Below are 14,317 nucleotides of genomic sequence, written 5' to 3'. Positions count from 1 at the left end.
CCCCGATGGACATCACGTTCCAGGACCTGTCCGGCACCTTCAGCGCGGGCGACATCGCCCTCACGCTGTCCCTGTCCTTCCTGCTCAGCGCGATGATCGGCTGGGTCTACCGGGCCACCCACCGCAACGTGTCGTACAGCCAGTCGTACGTCCAGACGCTGATCATCCTGGGCATGCTGATCTCGCTGATCATGCTGGTGGTGGGCTCCAACATCGCCCGCGCGTTCGCCCTGGTCGGCGCGCTGTCGGTGGTGCGGTTCCGCAACGCCATCAAGGAGACCCGCGACGTCGGCTTCATCTTCCTGGTGATGGGCGTCGGGATGGCCTGCGGCACCCGGTTCTACAGCCTGGCCGTCGCCGCCGCCGTGGCGATCAGCCTGATCATCGTGGTGATGTACCGGTTCAACTGGTTCGCGCTGAACGTGCAGCGGCAGGTGGTCAAGGTCCAGGTCCCGGCCGGTGGCAACCACACCGCCGACATCCAGGACGTGCTGGTCCGGCACACCACCGAGTTCGAGCTGGTCAGCATGGAGACGATCCGGGCCGGTGCGCTCACCGAGATGACGTACACGGTCCGGTTGAAGAAGGGCGGCGAGCCGGGCGACCTGATCAGCGCGCTCAGCGAGCGGACCTCGGGCCAGCGGGTGACCGTGCTGACCGGCTACGACCAGACGGACCTGTGATGGCGCAGTCCCTGCGTACCCGGTCGGTTCTGCCGCGCCGGCTGCGTCGCCGGCTGCCGGTCCGGGTGCGGCAGAACTGGAAGCTGCTCACCACCTGCGTGGCGTTCCTCGCCGTGCTGACCCTGGTGCTGGGCACGGAACGGATCCGCCCCTACGTGACCAGCACCGGGGACTCCGGGGGCGACGTGGTGAGCGTGGACGTCGCCGGCACCGTCGATCTCTTCGACCCCGGGCGGGCGCACGAGATCTCGCTGACCTTCCGGGACGCGGACTACGAGCGGATGCTCGACGGGTACTGGAAGGAGGGTGAGAAGGGGTACGTCGAGGCCGACCTCACCGTCGACGGGACCACGATCCCCAGCGTGGGCATCCGACTCAAGGGCAACTCGACGCTCGGCCAGCTCAGCTGGAAGGGCGAGACACGCGGCTTCGGCGGCAGGGAGGGCGGCGGCGGGCCGCGACCGGACGGTGGGTTCCCCGGGGGTCCGCCCGAAGGGTTCCCCGGTGGGCTGCCCGAAGGGGGACCGCCGGCCGGTGCTGCCCCCGGTGGCCAGCAGCAGCCCGGTGGCGGTCAGCAGCCCGGTGGTCTTCCCGGTGGTCAGCAGCAGGGTGGTCAGCAGCCCGGTGGCGGCCAGTTTCCCGGTGGGATGACCCGGATGGCGTTGAAGGCCGAGGAGCCGGAGACGCTGCCGTGGCTGATCAGCTTCGACGAGTTCGTCGACGGCCGGCGCTACCAGGGGCACCGGGAGGTGGCCGTGCGGGTGGGCGGCATGGGCGGCGGTTCGACGGTGCTCAACGAGGCCCTGTCGCTGTCGCTGCTCGACGCCACGGGTGAGCCCGCGCAGCGGTACGCGTACTCCTCGTTCAGCGTCAACGACCGGCCCACCACCGCCCGGCTGCTGGTCGAGCACCCGGACGAACACTTCGCCGATCAGATGGACGGCACGGGGGTGCTCTACAAGTCGTTGGCCAGCGGCAGCTTCACCGACCAGGGTGACGATCCGACCGAGTACGCCGACGACTTCAAGCAGATCACCATGAAGGGCAGCCAGGACCTGCAACCGGTGATGAACCTGATCCGGTGGGTGAACTCGGCAAGCGACGAGGAGTTCGCCGCGCACCTCGCCGACAGGGTCGACGTGGCGTCCTTCGCCCGGTACGTCGCGTTGCAGAATCTGCTGCTCAACTTCGACGACATGGCCGGCCCGGGGAAGAACTACTACCTCTGGTACGACCTGGGGACGAAGAAGTTCAGCGTGATCAGCTGGGACCACAACCTGACCTTCAGCGGCAACGCCAGCCAGGGCCCGCACGACAGCGGCGGGTTGGGCATGGGCCGGGGCGGCCCCGGCGCGGCCGGTGCCGACGGCGCGGCCCCGGGCCAGGCCGCACCGGGCGGGACCGGTCAGCAACCCGGGCAACCGGGTCTGCCCGCCGGCCAGGCCGGACAGCCGGCCGGACCGGGCGCCCGGGGTGCTGCCGACGGGGGTGGTCCGCGCGGCGGGATGATGACGGGCCACAAGCTCAAGGAGCGCTTCCTCGCCGACGACGCCTTCAAGGAGACCTACGAGGACGCCTACCGGGAGCTGTACCAGCAGGTCTACGGCAGCGGGAAGGCGGCGGAGTCGCTCACCGCGATCAGCACGACGCTGAAGGGCGTCGAGGGGGTCGACGCCGCCGCCGTCGACTCCGACGCGGCCCGGCTGCGTACCCTCATCGGCCAGCGGACCGAGAGCCTGGCCAAGCACGAGGTGATCGCCCGGAGCTGAAGCCGACGGGACGCGGGCCGGCACCGGGCCCGCGTCCCGTCCCGACCTCAGGGAAGTCCCCGGGCGATTCCGGATACCCGCCAGGGTGGGCGCTCCCTAGGCTGGCGGACGTGACACTGATCGCGACCGAGTCGCTCACCAAGACGTACGGAGGCCGGGTCACCGCGCTGGCCGACCTGACCGTCGCGGTCGAGCCGGGGATCATCGGTCTGGTCGGCGCGAACGGCGCCGGCAAGTCGACCCTGATCAAGATTCTGCTGGGCCTGCTCCCGCCGACCAGCGGACGGGTCTCCGTGCTCGACCTCGACCCCACCACCGATCCGGCGGCGGTCCGCGCCCGGGTCGGCTACATGCCCGAACACGAGGCGCTTCCACCCGACCTCTCCGCCGCCGAACTCGTCACCCACCTCGGGCGGATGAGCGGCCTGCCCCGCACGGTGGCCCGCGAGCGAGCCTCCGAGACGCTGCGCCACGTCGGCCTCTACGAGGAGCGGTACCGCCCGGTGGGCGGCTACTCCACCGGTATGAAGCAGCGCGTCAAGCTCGCCCAGGCCCTGGTGCACGACCCGGACCTGCTGCTGCTCGACGAGCCCACCAACGGGCTCGACCCGGCCGGCCGGGACGCCATGCTCGCCCTGGTCCACCGGATCGGCACCGAGTTCGGCATCTCCGTCCTGGTCTGCTCGCACCTGCTCGGCGAGGTGGAGCGGATCTGCGACACCCTGGTCGCCATCGACGGCGGGCGGCTGCTGCGCGCCGACCGGATCGACGCGATGACCTCGGCCACCGACCTGCTCGCCGTCGAGGTCAGCGAGGGCACCGACCAGTTGGCCGGCCGGCTCGCCGCGCTCGACCTGCCGGTGACCCGCGACGGCCGGATGCTGCTCGTCCCGCTGGCCGACGAGCGTACCTACGACCTGATCCTCGGCGCGGTCGCCGAGCTGGACCTGCCGCTGCACCGGCTGGACCAGCGCCGGCACCGGGTGGCCGAACTCTTCGCCCCGAGGGAGCCCAGCAATGTCTGAGCCGACCGGCGTCATCCACGACATCGGCTACCAGCGGTACACCGGCCCGAGGCTGGGCCGCCGGCACGTCTTCGGTGCGCTCTACCTGCACGGCCTGCGGACGGTCTTCGGGCTGGGCCGCAGCGCCAAGGCGAAGATCTTCCCCTGGCTGGTGGTCGGCATCGTGACCGTGGTGGCCGCCGGCCTCACCGCCGTCCGCAGCCAGATCGGCGAGGTGGTGATGACGTACGCCCAGTTCGCCGACGCGATGAGCTGGCTGGTCATCTTCTTCGTCGCGGTGGCCGCCCCCGAGCTGGTCTCCCGGGACCTGCGCAGCGGCGTGCTCCCGCTGTACTTCTCCCGGCCGCTGCCGCGCGACGACTACGCGCTGGCCAAGCTGCTGTCCCTGACCAGCGCGCTGTGGCTGCTGCTGGGCGGGCCGCAACTGGTGATGTTCCTGGGGGCGGCGTTCACCACCCCCGACGGCCTGCGCGGGACCTGGAACGAGCTGCTGGACCTGCTGCCCGGCCTGCTCTACGCCGGGCTGTGGGCGGTGGTCTTCGCCGCGATCGGGCTGCTGGTCGCCTCGCTCACCGGCAAGCGGGCCTTCGCCGCCGGTGGGATCGTGGCGGTCTTCCTGATGACCACCCCGATCGTCGGGGTGCTGTCGATCCTGCCCTCGCAGGCCGTCAACGAGCTGGCCCTCCTGGCCTCCCCGTCGACGCTGGTGCAGGGGGTCGGCTCGTGGGCGTTGCAGGACCTGCTCTACCCGGGTGCCGGCACCGGCCCGCCGATCGGCGGTTTCGGCCCGGTCTACGCGGTCGTCACCGCGCTGCTGGTCGCCGCCTGCACCGCCCTGCTGCTGCTGCGATACCGGAAGGTGGCCGCCCGATGACCACACTCGACACCGACGCCCGGCCGGTGGCCACCACCAGCACCCTGGATCTCGCCGGGGTCTCCCGCTGGTACGGCAACGTGGTGGCGGTCAACGACGTCACCATGCGGCTCGGCCCCGGGGTGACCGGCCTGCTCGGCCCGAACGGCGCCGGCAAGACCACCCTGCTGCACATGATGGCCGGCTTCCTCGCCCCGTCCCGGGGCACGCTCACCCTCGACGGGGAGTCCACCTGGCGCAACCCGGCCGTCTACCGCCGGCTGGGGCTGGTCAGCGAGCGGGAGGCGGTGCACTCGTTCCTCACCGCCCGCGAGTTCGTGCTGGCCAGCGCGAAGCTGCACCGGCTGCCCGACCCGGAGGCCGCCGCCCGCCGGGCGATCGAGCTGGTCGAGATGACCGACGCGCAGGACCGCCGGATCGGCACGTACTCCAAGGGGATGCGGCAACGTACCCGGGTGGCCGCCGCACTGGTGCACGACCCGCAGGTGCTGCTGCTCGACGAGCCGTTCAACGGGATGGACCCGCGCCAGCGGCTGCACATGATGGGCCTGCTGCACTCCCTCGGCGACGCCGGGCGGACGATCCTGTTCAGCTCGCACATCCTGGAGGAGGTCGAGCAGGTCTCCGGCACGGTGCAGGTGATGGTGGCCGGCCGGCTGGCCGCCTCCGGCGACTTCCGGACCATCCGCCGGCTGATGACCAACCGGCCGCACGTCTTCGCGGTCCGCTCCACCGACGACCGGGCGTTGGCGGTGGCGCTGATGGCCGACCCGTCGGTCGCGGGCGTCGAACTGGACAAGACCGGCCTGACCGTACGCGCCGGCGACTACGGCGCGTTCACCCGGGCGCTGCCCAAGATCGCGCTCGCCCGGCAGATCCGGGTCCGGCAGTTGACCCCCGAGGACGAATCCCTGGAGAGCGTCTTCTCCTACCTGGTGGAGGCCTGATGTCGACCGTTTCCTGGATCACCGCGCGCGGGCTGTTCGGCCGTCGCCGGTTCCTCATGCTGCTGCCGCTGCCGGCGGTGCTGGTGCTGCTCGCCGTCCTGTGCCGGTCGCTCGGGGTGGACCCGGGCCAGTGGGCCCCGCCGGTGCTGGTCGGCCTCGGGCTGGCCGTGGTGCTGCCGGTGGTCGCGCTCATCGTCGGCACCGGCGTGCTGGGCGCGGAGATCGACGACGGCACCGTGGTGCACATCCTGACCAAGCCGCTGCCCCGCTGGCAGATCGTGCTGCCGAAACTCGCGGTGGCCGCCGGGGTCAGCGCGGTCACCGTCGCCGTGCCGCTCTACGTCGCGGGCGTGCTCGCCGATTCGGTACGCCTCGGCCTGGGCCTGGTCGCCGCCTCGGCGCTCGGCGCGCTGGCCTACTCGGCGCTGTTCCTGGCGCTCAGCCTGGTCACCCGGCGGCCGGTGCTGCTCGGCCTGGTCTACGTGCTGATCTGGGAGGGGTTGCTGGGCAACTTCGTCAGCGGCACCCGGGTGCTGTCGATCCAGCAGTGGGTGATCGCCCTGGCCGACAAGATCGCCCCCACCGACCTGCTGTCGACCACCGTGTCGGTGCCGGTGGCGGCGGTGCTGACCGCCCTGGTCAGCGTCGGCTTCACCGTGCTGGCCATCGACCGGCTCCGCTCCTTCAGCATCGCCGGCGAAACCAGCTGACCCGGCCCGGCCGGTCCTGCCCGGCCGGCCGATGATCGACACGATTGCGCCGATGTGGCGGTATCCACTCGCCTGGATACCGCCACATCGGCCATCTGGCGCCAACCCGCCGACCCGCGTCAGAAGGCGCTGGCGATGACGAGTTCGGGGGTGCGGTCGGGGAGCAGGTCCAGGGTGGTGATCCGGCCGGCGGCGCGCACGTCGTCGGCGACCAGGGTGAGCTGGTCGAGCAGGGCGGCCGGGCCCAGCGCCTCGGCCAGCGGGATCTCCGCCCGCATCGACAGCTTGCGTTCCGACTTGGCCCGGCGCACCTGGGCCAGGGCGTCCCCGGCCAGCCGGAACAACGCCGGGTCACCGGTGCCGGTGATCGCCCGCCCCACCTCGTACGTGGTGGGCCAGGTGGCCCGGTGCACCGAGCCGTACCGCCACCACGACCAGACCTCCTCGGTCACGTACGGCAGCACCGGGGCGAACAGCCGCAACTGCACCGACAGGGCGGTGGCGAGCGCCGCCCGGGCCGAGTCGGCACCCGGCCCGGTGCCGTAGGCGCGTTCCTTCACCAACTCGATGTAGTCGTCGCAGAACCGCCAGAAGAACGCCTCGGTGGCCTGCAACGCGGTCGTGTGGTCGTACCCGTCGAAGGCGGTGGTCGCGGTGGCGACCACGGTGGACAGTTCGGCGAGCAGGGCGGTGTCCAGCGGGGTGGTCGCCGGGGTGCGCAGGGCGTCGGCGGCACCCAGCCCGAGCGCGAACTTCGACGCGTTGAGCAGCTTGGTGGCCAGCCGCCGCCCCACCCTGATCTGCGCCGGGTCGAAGGCCAGGTCCATGCCGGGCCGGCCGTTGGCCGCCCAGTAGCGCACCGCGTCCGAGCCGTGCTGTTCCAGCAGCGCCATCGGGGTGACCACGTTCCCCTTGGACTTGGACATCTTCTTGCGGTCCGGGTCGAGGATCCAGCCGGAGAGCACCGCGTCCCGCCAGGGCAGCACCCCGTGCTCCAGGTGGGCGCGCACGACGGTGCCGAAGAGCCAGGTCCGGATGATCTCCTGCCCCTGCGGGCGCAGGTCCATCGGGAAGATCCGGTCGAACAACTCCGGGTCGGTCTCCCAGCCGCCGACGATCTGCGGGGTCAACGAGGAGGTGGCCCAGGTGTCCAGCACGTCCGGGTCACCGACGAACCCGCCGGGCACGCCGCGCTGCGACTCGTCGTAGCCGGGCGGCGGTTCACCCGACGGGTCGACCGGCAGCGACGCCTCGTCCGGTGTGAGAGGGTTGGCATGGTCCGGCTCGCCAAAGGCGTCGAGCCGGTACCACACCGGCACCGGCACCCCGAAGAAGCGTTGCCGGCTGACCAGCCAGTCCCCGGTCAGCCCGCCCACCCAGTGCGCGTACCGGTGCCCCATGTGCTCCGGCACCCAGCGCAGCTCGTCGCCCCGGGCCAGCAGCTCCGCCCGCAGTCCGGCGTCCCGGCCGCCGTTGCGCAGGTACCACTGCCGGGTCGAGACGATCTCCAGCGGCCGGTCGCCGCGCTCGTAGAACTTCACCGGATGGGTGATCTCGCGCGGCTCACCCACCAGGTCACCGGCCCCGCGCAGCAGCTCCACCACGGCCCGCCGGGCGGCGTTGACCGACTGCCCGGAAAGCGCGGCGTAGGGTCCGGCCGGCACGCCGGCCGGCGGCTCGGCCAGCAGCCGGCCGTCCCGGCCGATCACCACCCGGGTCGCCAGGTCGAGGTCCCGCCACCAGGTCACGTCGGTCAGGTCGCCGAACGTGCAGACCATCGCGACGCCGGTGCCCTTCGCCGGGTCCGCCAGCGGGTGCGCGCGCACCGGCACCCCGACCCCGAACACGGGGGTACGCACGGTCGCGCCCACCAGGTCGGCGTACCGCTCGTCGTCGGGGTGGCAGACCACCGCCACACAGGCCGGCAGCAGCTCCGGCCGGGTGGTGTCGATCAGCACCTCCCGCCCGTCCGGCCCGGTGAACCGCAGCCGGTGGTACGCCCCGGGGCGCTCCCGGTCCTCCAGTTCCGCCTGGGCCACGGCGGTGCCGAACCCGACGTCCCAGAGCGTCGGCGCCTGCGCCTGGTACGCCTCACCCCGGGCCAGGTTGCGCAGGAACATCCGCTGCGAGGTGGCCCGCGCCGCCCGCCCGATCGTGGTGTACGTCAACGACCAGTCCACCGACAGCCCGAGCCGCCGCCAGAGCGCCTCGAAGACCTGCTCGTCGTCGGCGGTCAACCGCGCGCACAGCTCGACGAAGTTGCGGCGGGAGATCGGCGTCGGCTCCCGGCGGCGGGCCTCGGTGACCGGGGCGTCGGGCGGCTGCCACGCCGGGTCGTACGGCAGGGAGGGGTCGCAGCTCACCCCGTAGACGTTCTGCACCCGGCGTTCGGTGGGCAGGCCGTTGTCGTCCCAGCCCATCGGGTAGAACACGTTGCGCCCGCGCATCCGCTGGAACCGGGCCACCGTGTCGGTGTGCGTGTACGAGAAGACGTGCCCCATGTGCAGCTCGCCGGATACGGTCGGTGGCGGGGTGTCGATGGCGTACACGTCGTCGCCGCGACCGTGCCGACGCGGGGTCCCCGCCGTCGACCCGCGACCCGCTACGGTCGCCTTCTCCCGGTCGAACGCGTACGTGCCCTCCTCCTGCCAGCGGCGCGCCCAGCGCTCCTCGATGCCGTCCAGGGTGGGACGTTCGGGAACACCGGCGCGGGCCGTCCTCGCCGTATCAGTCATCGGTCGATGGTAGGCAGCCGTCGACCTTCCGCCCACGGCTTTACCGTGCACGCCGGCAGTACCGCACCGGGTGCCCGGCGTGCGCCCCGCCCCGGCTACCGGTTCGAGGAGCCGGTGGGTGGGGCGAGCAGCGGCCCCTTGGTGGCGATCTGGAAGTCGAGCCCGGTGCGGCCGTTGACCCGGTCGAGGATCACCGAGACCGGCGCGTAGGTGTTCTTCTCGTTGGGGTTGGTGCAGGGCCCCTCGCCGTCGTCACCGTTGCTCAGGATGCCCAGGGCCCGCCCGTCGGACTCGGTGAACAGCGGGCCGCCGCTGTCACCCGGCCGGGCGCACACCCGTACGTCGATGCCGCCACTGGCCTTGCCGATGACCTCGCCGCAGCGGGTGCCCGGCAGGTAGCCGGCCCCCGCGCCCGAGTCGACGTACTGCTCGCCGGCCTTCGGGGTGTACGCCGAGCCGGTGGCGCAGACCACCCAGCCGGCCTGCACGGCGGAGTACGCGGTGACGCCGGTGATCGGCACGTCGCGGCTGCCCCTGCTGGCGCAGGCCGGATTGTCGGCCACGCACCAGTAGTTGACCAGGCTCGGCGTGCTGCCGACACCGCGCCTCGGGTACGCCCAGCGGGTGCTGGCCCCCTCGGCGTAGGGCAGGACCGAGTAGTCGTAGGGGAACGCGTTCTCGGCCAGCACCGGGTTGGTCGACTCGATGCCCACCGGCACCTTCGGCCCGAGGAACTGGTGCCAGGTGTCGTCCACGCGCTGGTGCCGGCCGCCGACCACGCAGTGCCCGGCGGTCAGCACGTAGTACCGCCCCGACTTCGCCCGGACGTTGAAGCCGGTGGTGCAGCCGCCGACGGTGCCGTCGTCGCGGGGCACGTCCAGCCGGATGCCGCCGCGCATCGGCGCCTGCGCGCAGTAGCGCGGGTCGCACGCCTTGGGGACCGTGCCGTCGTCGAGCCGGGCCCGGGTCCGCACCGGCACCCCGGCCGAGTCGAGCGCGCCGGCCAGCCGGGTGTCACCGGCCGGCACCGCGTCGCCGGTCAGCACCAGCACCTCGTTGGCCCGCTCGTCGACCAGCACGTCCCGCCCGGCGGTGACGCCCAGCGTCCCGGCCAGCCGGATCGCCGCCGCGTCCAGGTCGCGCCGCGAGTGCCGGGCCGGCACGACGGTGACGTGCCGGGCGTCCGGCAGCCCGGCGACCGCCCCGGTGACCCGGGCCGGGTCGGTGGCGGCGATGGTGAGCACCCCGCCGCCGGCCTGGTCCAGCCACATCCCGGCGTACGCGTCGGGGAAGCGGGCAGCCAGGGTGTCGGCCAGCGGCGCGGACAGTTCCTGGAGGGCCAGCCGGCGGGCGGCCTCGTCGGGGGAGACCCGGTAACGGTCGCTGAGGTAACTCACCGAGGCGGGGGCCGCCTGGGCGACCTGGGCCGCCGGGCGGCTCGCCACCGGCGCCGGGCGCGGTGCGGCAGGCGTCGCGGCCCGGCCACCGGCGTCGGTGCGGGTCGCCGTGTGGGCCTGCCCGGCGACCGGGACCGCCCCGGCCGCCCAGGTGCCACCTGTCGGTCCGCCGGCCGGACCGGCGCCCCGGTCCACGGCCAACGCCACCCCGGTCGTCCCCACCGTGCTCAGCGCCAGCGCCGCCGCCAGCACCACTCGTCCACGGATCCGCACGCCGCAACCTCCCCGTATGCCGGCGACGCGATCGACCCCGCCACGCCCGCCCGACCGGTCGGACCGGTGGGAACAGGGGCGAGGCCCATCGATGCGGGCCGAGTCTAGCCGCCCGGTGAGCCACCGGCTGTCCCCAACGACCGGTCAGCTCAGCGATTCGCGCCACTGCCGGTGCAGCGTGGCGTACCGGCCGCCGGTCGCCGCGAGCCGGGCCGGCGGGCCGTCCTCGACGATCCGTCCGGAGTCGACGACCAGCACCCGGTCGGCGGTCTCCACCGTGGAGAGCCGGTGCGCGATCACCAGCGCGGTGCGGTCCCGCAGCACGCTGGCCAGCGCCCGCTGCACCAGCCGCTCGGTCGGCACGTCCAGCGACGACGTCGCCTCGTCCAGGATCAGCACCCGGGGGTCGGCCAGGAACGCGCGGGCGAACGCGACGAGTTGCCGTTGCCCGGCGGAGAGCCGGCCGCCGCGCCGGTGCACCTCGGTGGCGTACCCGTCGGGCAGCGCGGCGATGAAGTCGTGCGCGCCGATCGTCCGCGCCGCCGCCTGCACCGCCGCGTCGGAGGCGGCCGGCCGGCCGAACCGGATGTTCTCCGCCACCGTGCCGCCGAACAGGTGGTTCTCCTGGGTCACCAGCACAACCGCCCGCCGCAGCTCGGCGTCGGACAGGTCCCGCAGGTCGACGCCGTCCAGCTCCACCGTGCCGGCGTCCGGGTCGTGGAAGCGGGCGAGCAGCTTCGCCACCGTCGACTTGCCGGCGCCGGTCGGGCCGATCAGGGCCACCGTCTGCCCGGCCGGCACGACCAGGTCCAGCCCGGCCAGGATCGGCGTCTGCGGCCGGTAACCGAACGAGACCGCGCGGAACGCCACCGCGCCCCGACCCGGCCCGGCCGGCAACGGCACCGGCGATGCCGGTTCGGGCACCCCCGGTCGTTCGTCGAGCACCCCGGCGAGCTTCTCCAGGGCGGCGGTCGCCGACTGGAGCGAGTTGTAGAACTGGCTCAGCTCCTGCATCGGGTCGAAGAACCGGCGCAGATAGAGCAGGAACGCGGCGAGCACCCCCACCTCGGTGTCGCCGCCCAGCACCCGCCAGCCGCCGTACCCGAGCACGGAGGCCACGGTGAGGTTGCCGATCACCTTGATCCCCGGCGAGTACGTGGCGATCAACCGGAACCCGTGCAGGCTGGCCCGCCGGTACTCGTCGTTGACCGCCACGAAGATCTGCTGGTTGCGCGGCTCGCGGCGGAACGCCTGCACCGCCCGGATGCCCCGCAACGACTCCACGAAATGGACGATCACCAGGGCCACCGCCTCCCGGCTGTGCCGGTAGGCCTGGGCCGAGGCGCGGGCGAACCAGCGGGACAGCCAGAACAGGAACGGGAACGCCAGCAGGGTCACCGCCGCCAGCGGCAGGTCCAGCCAGAGCAGGATGGCGGCGACCGACAGCACCGACAGCGCGGCGGCGACGAGGGTGTCGATCCCCCCGTCGACCAGTTCGGCGATGGAGTCGACGTCGCTGGTGAGCCGGGACACCACCCGACCGGACGTGTAGCGCTCGTGGAAGCCGACCGAGAGGGTCAGCAGGTGGCCGTACACCCGCTGGCGCAGGTCGAGCAGGACGGCCTGGCCGATCCGGGCGGAGCGGGCGAGGTAACTGCGCCGGGCGGCGTACTCGGTGACGGCCGCGACGGCGAACGCCCCCGCGACGGCGGCCAGCGGACCCGGGTCCCCGGCGCGCAGCGGCGGCACCGCCCGGTCGATGCCGAGCATGACCAGGTACGGCCCGGCCATCGCGGCCGCGTTCTGGGCCAGCAGCAGGCCCACCGCCACGCCGAGCGACCTGCGGTGCGGGCGGAGCAGGTCACGCAGCAGCGCCCGGCTGCGCCCCCGCAGCCGGGCCACCGCCTCCGGGGAGTCGTCCTCGGCGCGGCTGCGGTCGGCGTCCGGGTCGGTGGCCCGGCCCCGCCAGTGGTCCAGCGCGGCCGACCGGCCGTCGCCCCCGGTCGTGCCGTCCTGTCGGGGTGGCCGGCCGTCGTCCCCGGCCGCGTGGCGCTGCCGGGGCGGCCGGGGACTCACGAGCGCACCAGCCCCGGTGCCGGCGCGGGCCCGGCGGCGAGCACCGCCCGGTACGCCGGCACCGTGGCCAGCAGGTCGCCGTGCCGGCCGACGGCGGTGATCCGACCCCCGTCGAGCAGCGCCACCCGGTCGGCCAGCGCGACGGTCGACGGCCGGTGCACCACCAGCAGCGCGGTGGTGTCCCGCAGCACCCGGCGCAGCGCCGCCTCGACCAGCGCCTCGGTGTGCACGTCCAGGGCGGAGAGCGGGTCGTCGAGGACCAGCAGCGCCGGCCGGCCGAGCACCGCGCGGGCCAGCGCCAGCCGTTGCCGCTGCCCGCCGGAGAGCGACAGGCCCTGCTCGCCCACCCGGGTCGCCAACCCCCACGGCAGGTCGTACGCGAAGTCGGCCTGGGCCAGCGCCAGCGCGGCCCGGACCTCGTCGTCGGTGGCGTCCGGGCAGCCCAGGGTGAGGTTCTCCCAGACCGACATGGAGAACAGCGTCGGCTCCTCGAAGGCCACCCCGACCAGCCGGCGCAGCGCGTCCAGCCGTATCCCGCGCAGGTCGTGCCCGTCCAGGGTGAGCCGGCCGCCGGTGACGTCGTGCAGCCGGGGCACCAGGGACAGCAGGGTGCTCTTGCCGCAGCCGGTCGCCCCGACCAGGGCCAGCGTCTCGCCCGGCTCGACGGTCAGCTCGATCTCCCGCAGCACCGGTTCGGCGCTGCCCGGATAGCGGAACGACACCCCCTCGAAGCGGAGCCGGCCCCGCACCGCCGAGCGGGCCAGCGGTACGGCGTCCGGGGCGTCCACGATCGACGGCGGGGTGTCCAGCACCTCCTGGATGCGGTCGGCGGCGGTGGCCGCCTCCTGCCCGTTGGCGATGATCCAGCCGAGCGACTGCACCGGCCAGATCAGCATGAGCTGGAGACTGACGAAGGCGACCAGCTCGCCGATGGTCAACGCGTCCCGGGCGACAAGCGTCGCGCCGCCGACCAGTGTCGCGCCCAGGGTCAGGTTGGGCACCAGGTCGAACAGGGCCGACGCGCCGGCCAGCAGCGCCCCCTTGGCCACGCCCGTGTCGTGCAGGGCGCGGGCCCGCCCGGCGAACCGGTCGGCCAGCTCCGGCCCCCGCCCGTACGCCTTCATGGTGCGCAGCCCCTGCGCGGTCTCCTCGACCAGGGTGGCCACGTCGCCCTGCTGGTCCTGCATCCGCCGCGACGAGGTGTGGTAGTGCCGGCCGAACCGGCGGCTGATCAGGAACAGCGGCACCGCGCTGGCCGCCACCAGCAGCCCCAGCGGCCCGTGCAGGCGGATCAGCAGGATCACCACGGCGACGTAGGTGACCACGTTGAGCACCAGGAACAGCAGCCCGAAGGAGAGGAACCGGCGCAGCACCGACAGGTCGCTGATCGCCCGGGAGAGCAGCTGCCCGGACTGCCAGCGGTCGTGGAAGCCGGCCGGCAGGCGTTGCAGGTGGGCGTACAGGTCGGCGCGGATGGTCGCCTCCATGCCGACCGAGGAGGAGGACTGGCTCCACCGCCGGATGAAGATCAGCACCGCCTCGGCCAGGCCGAGCAGCAGGGTCAGCCCGCCGAGGCGGAGCAGCCCCGCCGGGTCGTGCCGGGCGATCGGCCCGTCCACCACCCGCTGCACCACCAGGGGTACGGCCAGACCCGCCCCGGTGGCCGCCAGCGCCGCCAGCAGCAGCAGGACGTACGCGGGGGCGTACGGGCGCAGGTAGCGGCGCAGCCGCCAGAGGTTGCGCAGCGACCGGACCCGACCGTCCGCCCTCGGGGCCGGGTCGCCGTCGCGCTGCGCAGGCACTACCCGACGGTAGCGTCGAACGGCGT

At 73.5% G+C, this 14,317-nt stretch carries 10 protein-coding genes; 6 read left to right on the top strand and 4 right to left on the bottom strand.

Annotation, left to right across the window (positions count from 1 at the left end):
• Positions 1 to 5 precede the first annotated feature (5 nt).
• The 6 genes from FJK98_RS28160 (at position 6) to FJK98_RS28135 (ending at position 6,008) form a co-directional block, all read left to right on the top strand.
• Positions 6 to 683, top strand: a complete 678-nt coding sequence (locus FJK98_RS28160; protein ID WP_145921651.1) for a DUF4956 domain-containing protein — start codon at positions 6 to 8, stop codon at positions 681 to 683.
• Positions 683 to 2,452: a CotH kinase family protein gene (locus FJK98_RS28155; RefSeq protein WP_145921650.1), complete on the top strand. Its 1,770-nt coding sequence runs from the start codon at positions 683 to 685 to the stop codon at positions 2,450 to 2,452. The genes FJK98_RS28160 and FJK98_RS28155 overlap by 1 nt, the downstream gene beginning before the upstream one ends.
• Before the next feature lie 110 nt (positions 2,453 to 2,562).
• Positions 2,563 to 3,477 carry an ABC transporter ATP-binding protein gene (locus FJK98_RS28150; protein WP_145921649.1) on the top strand — a complete coding sequence of 305 codons (915 nt, stop codon included), beginning with the start codon at positions 2,563 to 2,565 and terminating at the stop codon, positions 3,475 to 3,477.
• On the top strand, positions 3,470 to 4,351 hold the full coding sequence (locus FJK98_RS28145; protein WP_145921648.1) for an ABC transporter permease: 882 nt from the start codon (positions 3,470 to 3,472) through the stop codon (positions 4,349 to 4,351). The genes FJK98_RS28150 and FJK98_RS28145 overlap by 8 nt, the downstream gene beginning before the upstream one ends.
• Positions 4,348 to 5,298, top strand: a complete 951-nt coding sequence (locus tag FJK98_RS28140) for an ABC transporter ATP-binding protein (protein ID WP_088647152.1) — start codon at positions 4,348 to 4,350, stop codon at positions 5,296 to 5,298. Before FJK98_RS28145 ends, FJK98_RS28140 begins: the two co-directional genes overlap by 4 nt.
• Positions 5,298 to 6,008 carry an ABC transporter permease subunit gene (locus FJK98_RS28135; protein ID WP_145921647.1) on the top strand — a complete coding sequence of 237 codons (711 nt, stop codon included), beginning with the start codon at positions 5,298 to 5,300 and terminating at the stop codon, positions 6,006 to 6,008. The genes FJK98_RS28140 and FJK98_RS28135 overlap by 1 nt, the downstream gene beginning before the upstream one ends.
• A 119-nt stretch (positions 6,009 to 6,127) precedes the next feature.
• Here the strand turns inward: FJK98_RS28135 and valS are convergent, their stop codons facing one another.
• The 4 genes from valS to FJK98_RS28115 all read right to left on the bottom strand — a co-directional run bounded on the left by valS (position 6,128) and on the right by FJK98_RS28115 (position 14,291).
• A complete protein-coding gene (gene valS, locus FJK98_RS28130; RefSeq protein WP_145921646.1) occupies positions 6,128 to 8,743 on the bottom strand; it encodes a valine--tRNA ligase in 2,616 nt (871 codons plus the stop codon).
• A 95-nt stretch (positions 8,744 to 8,838) separates the two neighbouring features.
• A complete protein-coding gene (locus FJK98_RS28125; protein WP_145921645.1) occupies positions 8,839 to 10,413 on the bottom strand; it encodes a trypsin-like serine protease in 1,575 nt (524 codons plus the stop codon).
• Between the two features lie 144 nt (positions 10,414 to 10,557).
• Positions 10,558 to 12,390 carry an ABC transporter ATP-binding protein gene (locus FJK98_RS28120; RefSeq protein WP_145923045.1) on the bottom strand — a complete coding sequence of 611 codons (1,833 nt, stop codon included), beginning with the start codon at positions 12,388 to 12,390 and terminating at the stop codon, positions 10,558 to 10,560.
• Positions 12,391 to 12,485: 95 nt separating this feature from the next.
• Positions 12,486 to 14,291: an ABC transporter ATP-binding protein gene (locus FJK98_RS28115; protein ID WP_145921644.1), complete on the bottom strand. Its 1,806-nt coding sequence runs from the start codon at positions 14,289 to 14,291 to the stop codon at positions 12,486 to 12,488.
• Positions 14,292 to 14,317: the final 26 nt, after the last annotated feature.

Source organism: Micromonospora sp. HM134 (assembly GCF_007833915.1).
GTDB classification, from domain to species: Bacteria; Actinomycetota; Actinomycetes; order Mycobacteriales; family Micromonosporaceae; genus Micromonospora; species Micromonospora wenchangensis.
Note: the sequence above shows the minus strand (reverse complement) of the source record. Positions and strands in the feature narration are given on the sequence as shown.